The sequence below is a fragment of the Schaalia odontolytica genome, assembly GCF_002847525.1.
GTDB lineage: Bacteria > Actinomycetota > Actinomycetes > Actinomycetales > Actinomycetaceae > Pauljensenia > Pauljensenia odontolytica_B.
The window spans coordinates 198,519-212,063 of the sequence record NZ_PKKM01000001.1; the positions used below are offsets into that span (position 1 = coordinate 198,519).

Below are 13,545 nucleotides of genomic sequence, written 5' to 3' on the forward strand. Positions count from 1 at the left end.
CGTTTACAGGCCTTTCCCCAGAAGGACGCCATCGCGCCCGTCTGTTTCGTCGAGCAGAATGGTGACGATTTCGTCGCGGGAGGTCGGCAGGTTCTTGCCGACGTAGTCCGGGCGAATCGGAAGCTCGCGGTGGCCACGGTCGACGAGGACTGCGAGCTGAACGGCCGCAGGGCGACCGATACGAGTAAGAGCATCGAGCGCAGCCTTGATGGTGCGGCCGGTGTACAGCACGTCGTCAACGAGGACGACGGTCTTGCCGTTGATGCCGGTGCGTGGAACCAGCGTCTCTTTCGGAGCCCTCAGGGGCTGAGAGGCCAGGTCGTCGCGATACATCGTGGTGTCGATGATTGCGAGTTCCGCGTAGGTGCCGGAGACTTCCCGAATGCGATTGACGAGACGACGCGCGAGCGTTGCGCCACGAGTGGGGATGCCTGCAATGACGAGGTTATCGCTGCCGCCGTTTCGTTCGACGATCTCATAGGCGATACGGGTCAGGGAGCGTGCGACGTCGCCCACTCCCAATACTTCTTTGCCGCGCGATGCGCGATCTGCGTGCACTTCGGCCACGCTCACTCCTTCCCCGCCTCACGGGACGGTCATTAAAGGATCTGTCGTACATCCATCCTACGCTCCTCGTCAGGAGCCGGTGTGACGCCTTCGAGTAAGAAAGGCCACGTGGCGTGGTCGGTTGGGGATGGAGGTGACGTCGTGGCGCCACGTTCGACGCCCAATGAAAACGACGAAGTTCCACAGAGGGCGCGAAGCATCATACCCGGTAGGGGTATTCTGTATTACCCCTACCGGGTATACCGTCTCCCATCGCAATACGAGCCAGCACTATATGCGGTATGAGAGGGGTAAAGCCGGTAAAATTATGAATGCGCCGACGGCGCCTCAGATACTTCACTATAGAAAGGCCACACCATGACGATCGAACAGCTTCCCCACCCCGAGGTCCACGGTGGCGGCTGTGGCTGCGGTGAACACGATGTTGTCGAGCCGACCATTGATGCGACCGCTATCCCCCACCGTCTGCGTCACGCGGCTGTCCTCGGCGCTGCCCAGTCGATGAACGCCGGTGAGTCCTTCATCATTCGCGCTCCGCACCTGCCTCGTCCGCTGCTTGCTCAGATCGCACAGCTGCCCGGCGAGTGGACTTTTGAGGTCATCGTCGACGGCCCCGAATTCTGGGACGTGCGAACGACTCGCCTGTCTCTGTGACAAAGCCTCATGACATGGTGAAGGCCGACTCTCGCATGAGAGTCGGCCTTCACCATCAATATGGAGCGAGCGCTCAGTACTCCTCGAGGAGCTCGTCGAGCTCGTCTTCGACGCTGCCGCCATCCAGCGGCTTGGCACCGGCAGGCAGAGCGCGCGCGGGCGCTTCCTGTGCGGGCAGCTCATCGTCAGACGACGACTCGGCCTCATCGGAAACGTGCGCTTCCTCTTCGTCGGAGCTGCGACGCGACCACGCGGGGGACGCAAGATCCTTGCGGATCGCGTCGAGAACCGCGTTCACGAACGACGGCGACGTGTCGGTCGAGATCGAGCGAACAATCGAAATTGCCTCGTCGATGACGATGATCGGCGAGACCTCGTCGTTCTCGAGCATCTCCCACACCGCCACGCGCATCACCGCGAGGTCGACGGCGGCGATGCGATCCAGGCCGGGCACGCGAGCGTGCGCCGAGATTAGCGAGTCGATACGACGCAGGTTATCCGCCACTCCCCCGATGATCTGGATCGAGAACTCCGGGAGCGGAGTCTGCGCCGCGGTGATGACGCGGCGCTCGCGCAGGAGATCGCGCAGCACGTCGGGATTGGACCCCATGCCGCGCTGGTCGGCCTCGTAAACGACGTCGGCCGCGCGCTTGCGAGCCTTGGTGCGCGAGGTGAAGCGGTGCTGCTTCGACATTACTCGGTCACGCGACCCGAGTACGAGCCGTCGCGGGTATCAACCTTGACGCGGGTGCCTTCCTCCATGAAGAGGGGAACCTGGATCTCGTAGCCGGTCTCGAGGGTCGCGGGCTTGGTGCCGGCGGAAGAACGGTCGCCCTGCAGGCCGGGCTCGGTGTGCGTGATGGTCAGAACGACGGTCGCGGGCAGCTCGACGAACAGGACGGTGCCGTCGTGCTGGGAGACGATAACGTTCTGGTTCTCCACCATGAAGTTGCGGGCGTCGCCCACAGTTTCGGCGGGAACGTTGATCTGCTCGTAGGTGGACTGATCCATGAAGACGTAGTCGGTGCCGTCCTGGTACAGGTACGTCATGTCGCGACGGTCGACGGTCGCGGTCTCGATCTTCAGGCCCGCGTTGAAGGTCTTGTCGACGGTCTTGCCGGACAGGACGTTCTTGATCTTGGTGCGCACGAAGGCCGGGCCCTTGCCGGGCTTCACGTGCTGGAATTCGACAACCTGCCAGAGCTGGCCGTCGATCACCATAACCAGGCCGTTCTTCAGATCATTGGTCGTTGCCACAGGGGTACCTCACTTGTGAAGGAATCAGTAATCAGGGGTCAGTTTACACGTGCGCGCGACCAAATCCGCGACTTCTTGCGGGGTGCGGGCACTCGTATCCACTGTTGTGTCGGCCACGGAGGCGTATGCCTCGCGCGCTTGTTTCATCAGCTGGGTGAGCACGGCGCGGGGTGCACCCAGGCCGACCGAGCGCGGAGCGCCGAGGCCTTCTCGGCGTGATACCGCGGAAAGATCGGCGCTGAGCTCGATGATGACCGCGCCGTCTGCGCGCGCCCGATTGATTGACGAGGCAGTGGCTGGGTCGAGCGGCTGAGAGGCCCCAAGCGTGACAATGCCCTCGTCGATGCGCAGGAGACGCTCGGCTTCTTCGCGTGCTGTGGTGGCCAAGCGCGGATCGCGTCCGACAACGAGCGTGCGCATAGGTGCGCCCAGGCGTTCCTCGACAGCCTCGTCCACTTCGTAGAGTGGCAGTTGGTGGCGGCGGGAAAGCTCGCGTCCAACGGTAGTTTTGCCGGCTCCGGTCACTCCGATGAGCACGATGAGGCTCATGCGCGTATGCCAATCTGCGAGGCGGGGGCCTGCAGCTCCTGCGGATCGACGGAGACTGTCGCTGGGTGTGCGATTCCCTCAAGGAGGACGAAGCGCAGGATTCCGCGCCGTACCTTCTTGTCGGAGAGCATGATGTGGGTGAGCTCGTCGAGAGTGCTTCCCCCGTAGCGCGTCGGCAACCCGACACGTGAGAAAAGCTGGTCGTGGCGAGCAACATCGTCAGCGCTCAGCAGCCCCCGGGCTTGAGCCAGACGTGCCGCGAAGCAGCAGCCGACGGCCACCGCATCACCATGGCGCCAGGTGTAGTCGTTCGCGCGCTCGATGGCGTGCGCGAGCGTGTGTCCGTAGTTGAGGATTTCGCGTAGGCCACCCTCAGTCAGATCGGCCGACACGACGCGGGCCTTGACGGCGATAGCGCGGGTGGTGATCTCAGCGAGCTGCGGGCTGTTCGATCGCAGAAGCTCGCTCGGTTCCGTCTCCTCGACGATGCGCAGGATCTCCGGGTCCGCGATGAAACCGCACTTGATGACCTCGGCTGCACCAGCCGCCAGGTCGGGTGCGGGCAGGCTCTCAAGAAGATCCATATCGGCAACCACCGAGGTTGCCGGATAGAACGAACCGACGAGGTTCTTTCCGACGGATGTGTTGATTCCCGTCTTACCACCAACGGCTGCGTCGACCATAGCGAGCAGCGTCGTCGGAACATTGATGAGCGTGATGCCCCTCAGCCATGTGGCGGCGACGAAACCGGCCATGTCGGTCGTCGCGCCCCCGCCCATGGCGATGATCGCGTCTTTACGCCCGAGCTGAAGACGACCGCACTCGTCCCACAGGGAGGCGACGACCTCGATCGATTTGCCGGCCTCGGCATCGGGGTGGTCGGCAGTTGAGGCCTCAATCCCCTGTTCACGCAGGTACTGCGCCAGGGCTTCGGCACGGTGAGCGAGGGGACGCGCGTGAATGATGAGTGCCTTGGTCGCGGCCTCATCGAGCGCCTCACGAATCGGCTCGAAGCCGAGCCCGTGTCCGACGGTAATAGTTGAAGGGTGTTCTCCGGTGACGCGGATAATCGTGCTCATGCGTGCTCCAATTGCTGGGCGATGGCGGTGACGACGTCGTCGACGGGACCGGGCCCCGACTCGACGACGATGGTGGCGACGGATCGGTAGTGAGGCTCGCGCTCGGTGCGCAGGCGCGCGAGGGTCCCGGACGGATCCTGGGCCAGCAACGGCCGATGCGTCTTCGAGGCCGTGCGACGAACGAGCTCATCATGGGGCGCGTCAATGTAGACGACGGTGCGCCCGGACAGAAGGTTCCGAACGGCGGGAGTTGCTGCAGCTCCCCCACCCAACGAGACGACGGCCTCGTGCGTGAGGGCCTCGGCGACCGCTTTGGTCTCCATCACGCGGAAAGCTGCTTCTCCGTCGGTGGCGAAAATATCAGCGATCGGACGGCCTTCGCGCTCAACGACGAGGGCGTCTGTATCGATGTGGTCAACGCCCAACCGCTCGGCAAGCAAGCGCCCAACCTTGGACTTGCCCGCACCGGGCAAACCCACGAGGACGACGGGGCCCTGAGCACTCATGCGCGCTCCCCCACCACCGCGAGATACGCCTCGAGATTCCTGCGCATCTCACCAACCGATCGGCCACCCGCGTGATCAGACAGAGCGTCCGCGAGCACGAGGGCCACCTCGGCCTCGGCGATGACGGCGCCGGGCACGACCTGGCAGGTGTCGGAGCGCTGGTGCAGGCCCACGGCTTCCTCACCCGTTGCAAGGTCGACGCTGCGCAGCGCGTGCGGAACCGTCGAGATCGGCTTAAATGCAGCGCGCGCGACGATCGGCGCGCCGTTGGACGTCCCCCCTTCGATGCCTCCGGCGTGGTTGGAGGTGCGGGTCAGGTGGCCATCCTCGCCCCGCACGATCTCGTCGTGAGCCGCGGAGCCGAGCAGAGCGGCCTGCGCGAAACCATCCCCGATCTCAACGCCCTTGACGGACTGAATCGACATGAGTGCGGCGGCCAGCCGCGCGTCGAGGCGCTCGCGCGCGGTCACGTGAGTACCCAAGCCGATGGGAACGTCGTACGCAATCACTTCGGCGACGCCGCCGATCGTGTCGCCCGCCTGCTTGGCAGCGTCGACGGCTGCCTCGAAGCGGGCGTTATCCTCCGGATCGAGTGTGCGCATCGAGGCCTCGGACAGCGCCACCTCGTCCGCGGGAGTAGGCGTCAACGAGGCCACAGTGCGCTGGGCCCCGACGGAGACGACGTGGGACACGAGACGAACGCCGGCAACCTGCTCCAGGAGAGCTTCGGCGAGCACACCGAGCGCGACGCGCGCGGCAGTCTCACGTGCGCTCGCGCGCTCAAGGACGGGGCGAGCCTCGGGCAGGTCGTAGGACAGCATGCCGGCCAGATCCGCGTGACCGGGACGGGGCCTTGTCAGCGGTCGATTTCGTGCGATTTCGCGTTCGTCGCCCGTTCCAGCATCGATGAGCAGAGCGGAAGGATCGACGGGATCCGCACTCATGACCGTTTCCCACTTGGGCCATTCGGAATTACCGATACGAATCGCGACCGGCGCTCCCGTGGTCACCCCGTGACGGACGCCAGCGAGAATCGAAACCTCGTCGGCCTCGAACTTCTGGCGCGCGCCACGGCCATACCCGAGGCGGCGGCGCGCGAGGCCACGGCGCAGGTCCTCCGTCGTCACATGCAAGCCGGAGGGAAGCCCCTCAATCGTGGCGATCAGTGCGGGTCCGTGCGATTCTCCGGCGGTCATCCATCTCAGCATGCTTCCCAGTGTCCCACACGCCGCAATGCACACGCCCGTCGGCTCTCACGGGGTGAACGATCAGGACTGCGAAGCGTTATCCCCCGTCGGAGCGCTGCCCGGTTCGGTGCCGAGAATATCGATAACGACGCAGAGCGTGTCATCGCCAGCCGCGAGATCCGGCGGAATCGTGATCGCCAGGCGTGATCCAACCTTCTGATCGACGAGTGCGTTCGCAAGGCCCTTCATCGCCGTGTTGAGGTTGACGACGGCGGGCACGCCCGTCTCCCAGGTGGACACACGAACGACGCCATCTGTCCAACCGACAACGGTAAATTGTGCGACGACACGGTCACCCTCGTGGACCTGGACGCCGTCACCCTTGATCAGAGCCTGGGTTGTGACGCCGCCGGGCAGCGTTGAGATATGGCTAATGAGCGGCCCTTCCGGGCTCATCTCGACGCTCATGGGACCGACGGTGGCATCGACCGACGTACCTGTGGCGATTGAAGGCAGAATGTCGACGACATCTATCTCCATCGCATTGGGCGAGCCATCACCCATCGTAATGGTGCGGAACGCGAGGATTCGCGATCCCTCGCGCTTGCCGGTGACCAGCATGGCAAGGTCCGAATTGATCTCATCAGAGCCGACGATGCCGAGGCTCATCTGAGGACGGCCGGACTCGGAGAGCATGCGTCCGCTGCTAGCATCGAACGCCGTGATGGCGACGAGGACGGGAGAGCCTTCGGTGATCTCTCGCCCGCTACCCTCTTCGATGACGCGAGCCTTGAAACCGTCGATCTCCACTGGTGCCTTAATGTCGATCGTGGGGGTAGCCCCCACACGACCAGACACGGCGACACGGTCAAAGAGCGGAAGCGTCGTCGACTGTGCCGCAGCCTCGGGAGTCAGAGCTGCTTCGTCGGTCGGCGCAGGCTTCAATGCCCACCACGTGAGGCCACCACCAACGAGGAGTAGGACGAGAGCCAGGGCGATGCGCAGGAACAGACCGCCGCGAGAGGACCCCCGCGAGCGTGACGCCCTCGCAGCGGCGCGCTGCGACGACCCCTTCACGCGACGCGTGCTGGGCGAATCGGAGGACGAGGACTCGGTGCTCATGCGGGAATCGTAGGAGACGACGCGTCGATCTGCGCGATGAGGGCATCAACCCGCGGGTCGCTGGTGGCCAACGGATCCTGCAGGGACAGCGGAATTGTCTGCGATTCGTCGAGACGCACGTGGACCCAGTCGACGCTCAGATCGGCACGCGCATCCTCAGCGGCAGCGATAATGCGTCCACGCAAGCTCGCGCGGGTTGTCGCCGGTGCGTGAGTTTGCGCCCGGCGAACACCTTCGACGCTCGTCAGGCGTCGCATGAGGCCGGCGTTTTCCATCCGCTCGCGCAGGCCATCCGCCGTGATCTCCGAGTACGACAACTCGAGTCGAGCCACGCGAGGATCGGCCAGGGTCGCTCCGCTGCGTGCGCAATAGGACGTGAGCAGCTTGCGCTTGATGGCGATGTCGAGCTCCGTGTCCACACCACTCCAGTCACCGCTGGAAATCGCATCCACTCCCCTGCCCCACAGATCGACGACGTAGGCGCGCATGGGGTCAAGGTCAGCGACGGGAATCCGCGTGAGCACGCGCTCGCGGATCTCGCGCTGCATGGCCACGGCGGTCGTCATCCGTCCGTTTGCTAGTTCAATGGTGGCCGATCCTGTCAGGTCTGCGTTGATCTCCCGGATGGCACGCATAGGATCGGCAAGGGCCAGGTCTTCAATCTGAAGTCCATCCTCGATCGCGTGGATGAGGAGCTCCGTCATGCCGACCTTCAAGACGGTGGTGGGTTCGGCGACGTTCGTGTCGCCGACGATCACGTGCATGCGGCGATATGCACCGGAGTCAGCCAGTGCCTCGTCGCGGGTGTTGATGATGGGGCGCGAGCGTGTCGTCGCGGACGAGACGGCATCCCACATCTGATCGGCGCGCTGGGAGAACTGTAGACGTGGAGCAGCCGCAGCGGTGTTGATCCAGCCGTTGCCCACCAGGATCTGACGGGTCACGAAGAACGCGACGAGGGCGTCTGCGACATGGCGAAAGTCGCGGCGTCGGTGCAGGAGATAGTTTTCGTGGCAGCCGTAGGAGTTGCCCTGCGAATCCAGGTTGTTACGGAAGAGATGCAGACGCAGATCCGTGCCGAGCTCTGACAAGGCCTCGTCGGCCTGGGTTGCCAGGTCGGCGAGCATGTTCGAACCCGCTCGATCCTGCTCGAGCATGTCTTCCAGACGATCACACTCAGCGGTCGCGTACTCGGGGTGCGCGCCCACATCAAGATACAGGCGGCCACCGTTACGCAGGAAGAGATTCGACGAACGTCCCTGGTGCAGGAGCGGCTCGAAGAGCTGACGCGCAGCGTGCTCGGCATCCATCGGCTTGGCACCGCTGGGGGACGCGGCCGTCAGCCCGTACTCCGTCTCGATGCCGAAAACTCGACGCCTCACGTCACTGGCCACCCTTCTGCACGAATCCCTGCACGAAAGCTTCGGCGTTGGTCTCGAGGACAGAGTCGATCTCGTCCAGGAGAGAATCGATCGACGAGGTACGCGCCTGAACCTGCCCCGCGGTCTCGGTGACGTCGTCTTCGGGGGTGGGACCTCCGGCAAAAATCTGATTCGACATAGTTCTTCCTACTTTCTTTCTGCGTTCATCGGGTCGATGTGTCGCGTGCGTCGGCGATCGGGAAACGGATGAGATCCCCTTCGCCGGGATCAAAGACGAGGGATGACCACGAGGCCTTCACGAGGTCGGGGCGGCTAGCGACCGCCCAGCCGCGCACATGGGCACGCGTGTTAGTTGGAGCAACGTCGGCTGCGCGCTCCACTTCCTCATCGGAGACGAGGCGCGTCACCATACCCGCTGCGGCGAGGCGGTAGACGAGGCCGTGGCTGGGACGCAAGTCTGCCCACTGCAGGTCGATGGCGGCCAGACGCGGGTCGTTCCACTCGAGTCCGGCGCGTTCCTTCTGGCGCTTGATGAGCTGGTACTTGCCCACCCACTCGACGTCACTCGCAACCGAGAAGAGGTCGGCGCGCATGCGGTCGAGGACGGATTGCCACAGGGTGAGAATCTCCTGATCCGCTGCTGTGGGCGTCGTTCCCGTCTCCTCGAAGGTATCCACAACGAGGTCGAGGTAGATCTGCTGAAGCTCGGCCGCCGTGTACGCGCCCCCAGCAGTGGTCACTTTGTAGTCGAGGTCCGGGTGATGGGAGACATTCCAGTTCTCCTGAACCGGATCGTCCATCACCAGTGAATCCCAGCGCAGGTCGGTGCCCTGCTCGATCGCCCACAGAACGAGCGACGTTGTACCGAAACGCAGGAAGGCGGATACGTCGAACATGTTGCCGTCGCCGCCGATCACGTGCAAGCGGCGGAACTGTGCTGGATTCGCATGCGGCTCGTCGCGGGTGTTGATGATCGGGCGGTTGAACGTTGTCTCCAGTCCGACCTCGTTTTCGACAAAGTCTGCGCGCTGCGACATCTGGAAGCCGGGAACTTCGCTCTTTTGGCCAAGACCGACACGGCCAGCGCCGCAGATGACCGGGCGGGTCACCATGAAGGGCGTGAGGCCACGGACGATAGCGTCGAGATCGGTGATACGCGGCATCTGATAGTTCTCGTGTGTGCCGTAGGCCGCGCCCTTACCGTCGGTGTTGTTCTTGACGAGAACGATGGGTTCTTCGCCCTGCTCCTCAAGACGCGCCATGACGCGCTGAGCGATGACTTCACCCGCGCGATCCCACACAAGCGCATCGCGTGCTCCGAGCGTTTCTGGTGCGGAATACTCGGGATGAGCGTGATCAACGTACAGGCGTGCGCCGTTCGTCAAAACCGCTGTCGTCGCCGCCGGAAGTGCGAGCTCCTCGGCGGTGGGGCGAGCGACCCGCTCGGATCCGCCCGAGGGTGCAAGATGGTAGGGGTCATCGGTGAGCAGCGACGGGTCCGCTGCGGCGCGGGACATACGCATGCCACGCAGATCGTTGAGGGGGTCCTCCCCCGTGTAATCCCAGCGCACGACACCGGCGCCCTCGGCGGGTGTGCCGAGGCGGCTGATGTCGCCGTAGGTGGTCACGACCTTCGTCGATAGAGCGATGGGATTCGCCCATGCATCGCCGGGACGATAGACACCGTATTCGGTCTCGGTACCGATAATGCGTTCGCTGCTCATTTCACCGTTCCAATCGGCTTTACGCTAACAATCTCGGGAGCCAGGCCGCTGGTGCGCGCCCAGTCTTCGGGCGACGAGGTGGCCGCGAGCTCCAGCGACTCGTTCATTTCCTCATGGACACCGCGCAGCAGGTGCTCCATGCTCAAACCCGACGACACGCCCGTCAGAGCATCCTTGATCGCGTACTTCTTGGCGCGCTCGACAATGCCTGCGATCAGAGCGCCGGAGACAAGGTCGGAGAGGTAGATCCGCTTGTGGTCGCCGTTCACGAGGGTCGCAAGGAACAGCGCCGTCGTCTCGTTGCGGGCGTAGAGCGCGTCGACCGCGCGTACGCTCATCCCAGCCACGGCCTCGTCAATACCGCCGAAACGCTCGATTTCCGACGCGTGAATCGGCACCTGCGGGGTGAGGTACTTCGAGAAGATATCGAGGGCACCTGCGCGGTCAGGACGATCGACACGGATGCGCACGTCGAGGCGCCCTGGGCGCAACACGGCCGGGTCGATCATGTCCGCGCGGTTGGAGGCGCCGATAATCACGACGTTGTCGAGGGATTCGACGCCGTCCATCTCGGCGAGCAGCTGCGGAACAATCATCGTTTCGACGTCTGAGGACACGCCCGTACCACGCGTGCGGAACAGGGCTTCCATCTCATCGAAGAAAATGACGACGGGAGTGTCACCGGCTGCCAGTGTGCGCGCACGAGCGAAGATCGCGCGGATCTGACGCTCGGTCTCACCGACGAACTTGTTGAGCAGTTCGGGTCCCTTGATGGACAGGAAGAACGTCGATGCTCCCCCGCGTTTGGACAGCGAGTTCGCGACGGCCTTTGCGATGAGGGTCTTGCCCGAGCCGGGAGGCCCGTACAGGAGAATGCCTTTGGGGGGACGCAGACCAAACTGCCGGTACAGCTCGGGGTGATTGAAAGGCATCTCAATGGAGTCCCGGACCTGCGCAATCTGATCGTCGAGGCCACCGATGTCCTCATACGTGACGTCGGGAACCTCGGGGGTCAGCAGCTGCTCGACGTCCTCGCGCACGATGCGCTCGAACGCGATACCCGAGCGGGCATCCACAACGAGGGAGTCGCCCGGACGCAGGTTTCCGTGGCGTAGAGGGCCTGCCAGCTCCAGCAGGGTCTCCGCGCCGCCCTCCGCCGCCACGAGCACCCGGTCTGCGCCAACCAGTTCAAGCACGGACACGACCTGCCCGCTGCGCGGGAAGTCGTCTGCGGCAACGGCGATCATCGTGTCGTCGAGGCGGACCCACTGCCCGTACGACAGGTCAGTGACATCGAGCTTCGGGGTGACGGCGACACGCATATGCTTACCGCCCGTGACGACCTCGATTTGACGCGACGCGGGGAATGCCCGCACGAACGTGGCCAGGGTCTGCGGAGGCCGCGAGACATCGGCCAGCTCGCCCTGCAACCGAATCAACTCGGTGCGCGCGGTCGTCAGCGCGGTGGTGAGTCGGCCGTTCTTTTCCTCCAGTGATATCAGGCGTCGTTCGAGAGCCTGACGGGCTTCGACCTCACTCATCGGTTGCTGCCTCACGTCCCTCAGATGCCCACGTGTCGGCCTGTGCCACGACGTCGCGGCGCACCTTGCGCACCTTCTTCTCGGAGTTCACTCGCTGTCCGACCTTCTCCAGCGACCAATCCTGCTCGTCGTCCCACGCGCCACCCTGACCTTCGGCAGCCTTCGCAGGGCGCGTCGAACGTTCCTGGGGCGTCACGCCGGGCGCAAGAAGACGGGTGACGACGAGGAATCCGGTATGAGCGACCATGCGATGCTCGGGGCGCACGGCGAGACCGTCGAGGTGCCACTCGCGGCGCATGTCCTCCCACGCGATGGGATCGGTGAAGCGCTCGGAGGCACGCAGGTCCTCGACGAGGCGCGACATCTGGGTGACGGTAGCGACATAACAAACGAGGACGCCGCCCGGGATAAGCGCGTGCGTGATGGCCTCGATGTTCTCCCAGGGAGCCAGCATGTCCAGCACGATGCGGTCAATGCTGCCTTCCTCGGCAGACCACAGCACCTCGTCGACGTCGCCGACGCGCAGATCCCACGCGGGGTGGCGACGGCCGAACCACAGGTCGACGTTGGCGGCGGCAATGTCGGCAAAGTCCTGGCGACGTTCGACGGAAATGAGGCGGCCCTGCGGGCCGACCGCATCGAGAAGTGCCATGGACAGGGCACCCGAGCCCGCCCCTGCTTCGACGACGGTCGCGCCGGGGAAGATATCACCCATGTGGGTGATGACGCCGGCATCCTTCGGATAGACGACCGCAGCGCCGCGCGGCATCGACATGACGTAGTCGACCTGGAGCGGACGCAGGATCTGGAACTGGCGGCCTTCTTCCGTGACGATCACCTGGCCGTCGGGACGCCCAATGACATCGTTATGGTTGAATCCGCCACGGTTGGACTGGAAACGACCGCCGCTGACGAGAATCACTTGGTGAAAGCGTCCCTTGGGGTCGCGAACCTGAACTCGGTCGCCCTCGGAAAGGACGCCTCGGCGGGTGGGCGGGCCAAAGTCGGTGGCCGACATCGAAGTATTACGCTGAATAGACATTACGTAAAGGATACCGCTTGCTTCCAGCTGCGCCCATGGCAGGACACAGATGAGGGCGATAGGGGTTAGCGTGGTATTCATGACAGAGCTGATCGCCCCCTCACCCGACGCCCGCACGTGGGAACCCGCGTTATCCGCGTCGCGCGCCAAAGAGTACGAGCGTTGCCCGCTCCAGTACCGTCTTCACGTACTCGACGGCTACCGGGAGCCGGAGACCCGCGCTAAAGCGCTGGGGACAGTCGTGCACGCGGTTCTGGAGGAGCTGTTCGCCCTCGAGCCGCAGCAGCGCACACGCGAGAACGCACGCGCGCAGGTCACGCCGCAGTATGAGGCGTTTGCGGCAAAGAATCCAGAGGTCTCGCGCTTGTTCTCAGACGAAGCGGACCTGCAGGCGTGGCTTGACGATGCGCGATCCCTCATCGACGGATACTTCGCGATCGAGGCGCCCCAGTGGATTGCACCAGCGGCACGAGAGCAGCGGGTGACGACAACGACCGAGCGCGGGGTGCGGCTGCTGGGCTTCATCGACCGCGTCGATCAGGCACCCGACGGCCGTCTGCGCGTCGTGGACTATAAGACTGGGAAGGCACCCGGTCCACGCTATGTCGGCGAGGCGCTCTATCAAATGCGTTTCTACGCTCTGCTGCTTGCGCGCACACAGGTATTACCCTCACGCATGCAGTTGGTCTACTTGCGAGCTGGGCAAGTGATCACGCTGGACCCGACGGCCGAAGAAATCCATGATTTTGAGCGCCAGATCGATCAGCTGTGGGATCGTATTGAACGCGATATTGAGCAGGATTCGTTTGCGCCGCGCAAAAATCCGCTGTGCAACTGGTGCGGCGTACGTTCGCTGTGCCCGGTATTCGGTGGGACCACTCCGCCGATGCCGCCGCAACACGCGCAGTGGCTGGCGCGCACTCGGCTAGGCTAGA

Annotated in this window: 15 protein-coding genes; 2 read left to right on the forward strand and 13 right to left on the reverse strand. The window is 64.1% G+C overall.

The window, feature by feature from the left end; translation table 11 throughout:
* Nucleotides 1–3: 3 nt before the first annotated feature.
* On the reverse strand, nt 4–567 hold the full coding sequence (gene pyrR, locus CYJ22_RS00865) for a bifunctional pyr operon transcriptional regulator/uracil phosphoribosyltransferase PyrR (RefSeq protein WP_003792391.1): 564 nt from the start codon (nt 565–567) through the stop codon (nt 4–6).
* A 357-nt stretch (nt 568–924) separates the two neighbouring features.
* Between pyrR and CYJ22_RS00870 the strand changes: the two genes are divergently transcribed.
* Complete coding sequence (locus CYJ22_RS00870; protein WP_101600379.1) at nt 925–1,221, forward strand: DUF2249 domain-containing protein; 297 nt, start codon at nt 925–927, stop codon at nt 1,219–1,221.
* Between the two features lie 73 nt (nt 1,222–1,294).
* Here the strand turns inward: CYJ22_RS00870 and nusB are convergent, their stop codons facing one another.
* Genes nusB through CYJ22_RS00930 form a run of 12 tightly spaced genes read right to left on the reverse strand, consistent with a single transcriptional unit; the run spans nt 1,295 to nt 12,610 of the window.
* Nucleotides 1,295–1,915, reverse strand: a complete 621-nt coding sequence (gene nusB, locus CYJ22_RS00875) for a transcription antitermination factor NusB (protein WP_101600382.1) — start codon at nt 1,913–1,915, stop codon at nt 1,295–1,297.
* Nucleotides 1,915–2,478: an elongation factor P gene (gene efp / locus CYJ22_RS00880; protein ID WP_007589238.1), complete on the reverse strand. Its 564-nt coding sequence runs from the start codon at nt 2,476–2,478 to the stop codon at nt 1,915–1,917. The genes nusB and efp overlap by 1 nt, the downstream gene beginning before the upstream one ends.
* A gap of 24 nt (nt 2,479–2,502) precedes the next feature.
* Nucleotides 2,503–3,027: a shikimate kinase gene (locus CYJ22_RS00885; RefSeq protein ID WP_101600384.1), complete on the reverse strand. Its 525-nt coding sequence runs from the start codon at nt 3,025–3,027 to the stop codon at nt 2,503–2,505.
* Entirely contained in the window at nt 3,024–4,106 is a 1,083-nt protein-coding gene (aroB, locus tag CYJ22_RS00890) for a 3-dehydroquinate synthase (RefSeq protein WP_007589230.1), read from the reverse strand. The genes CYJ22_RS00885 and aroB overlap by 4 nt, the downstream gene beginning before the upstream one ends.
* A complete protein-coding gene (locus tag CYJ22_RS00895) occupies nt 4,103–4,612 on the reverse strand; it encodes a shikimate kinase (RefSeq protein ID WP_007589202.1) in 510 nt (169 codons plus the stop codon). Before CYJ22_RS00895 ends, aroB begins: the two co-directional genes overlap by 4 nt.
* Nucleotides 4,609–5,820 (reverse strand): chorismate synthase, encoded by a 1,212-nt coding sequence (gene aroC, locus CYJ22_RS00900; protein ID WP_007589302.1) that lies wholly within the window; start codon nt 5,818–5,820, stop codon nt 4,609–4,611. Before aroC ends, CYJ22_RS00895 begins: the two co-directional genes overlap by 4 nt.
* A 60-nt stretch (nt 5,821–5,880) precedes the next feature.
* On the reverse strand, nt 5,881–6,921 hold the full coding sequence (locus CYJ22_RS00905; protein ID WP_007589257.1) for an FKBP-type peptidyl-prolyl cis-trans isomerase: 1,041 nt from the start codon (nt 6,919–6,921) through the stop codon (nt 5,881–5,883).
* Complete coding sequence (gene pafA, locus CYJ22_RS00910; protein ID WP_007589270.1) at nt 6,918–8,303, reverse strand: Pup--protein ligase; 1,386 nt, start codon at nt 8,301–8,303, stop codon at nt 6,918–6,920. The genes CYJ22_RS00905 and pafA overlap by 4 nt, the downstream gene beginning before the upstream one ends.
* A gap of 1 nt (nt 8,304) precedes the next feature.
* Nucleotides 8,305–8,481, reverse strand: coding sequence for a ubiquitin-like protein Pup (locus tag CYJ22_RS00915; RefSeq protein WP_007589199.1), 177 nt, complete (start codon nt 8,479–8,481; stop codon nt 8,305–8,307).
* 25 nt (nt 8,482–8,506) lie between these two features.
* Nucleotides 8,507–10,027, reverse strand: a complete 1,521-nt coding sequence (gene dop, locus CYJ22_RS00920; protein ID WP_007589287.1) for a depupylase/deamidase Dop — start codon at nt 10,025–10,027, stop codon at nt 8,507–8,509.
* Entirely contained in the window at nt 10,024–11,568 is a 1,545-nt protein-coding gene (arc, locus tag CYJ22_RS00925) for a proteasome ATPase (RefSeq protein ID WP_101600386.1), read from the reverse strand. Before arc ends, dop begins: the two co-directional genes overlap by 4 nt.
* Complete coding sequence (locus CYJ22_RS00930; RefSeq protein ID WP_101600388.1) at nt 11,561–12,610, reverse strand: tRNA (adenine-N1)-methyltransferase; 1,050 nt, start codon at nt 12,608–12,610, stop codon at nt 11,561–11,563. Before CYJ22_RS00930 ends, arc begins: the two co-directional genes overlap by 8 nt.
* 79 nt (nt 12,611–12,689) lie before the next feature.
* Here CYJ22_RS00930 and CYJ22_RS00935 point away from each other — a divergent pair, with 79 nt between their 5' ends.
* Nucleotides 12,690–13,544: a RecB family exonuclease gene (locus CYJ22_RS00935; RefSeq protein ID WP_101600461.1), complete on the forward strand. Its 855-nt coding sequence runs from the start codon at nt 12,690–12,692 to the stop codon at nt 13,542–13,544.
* The last annotated feature ends 1 nt before the right edge of the window (nt 13,545 follow it).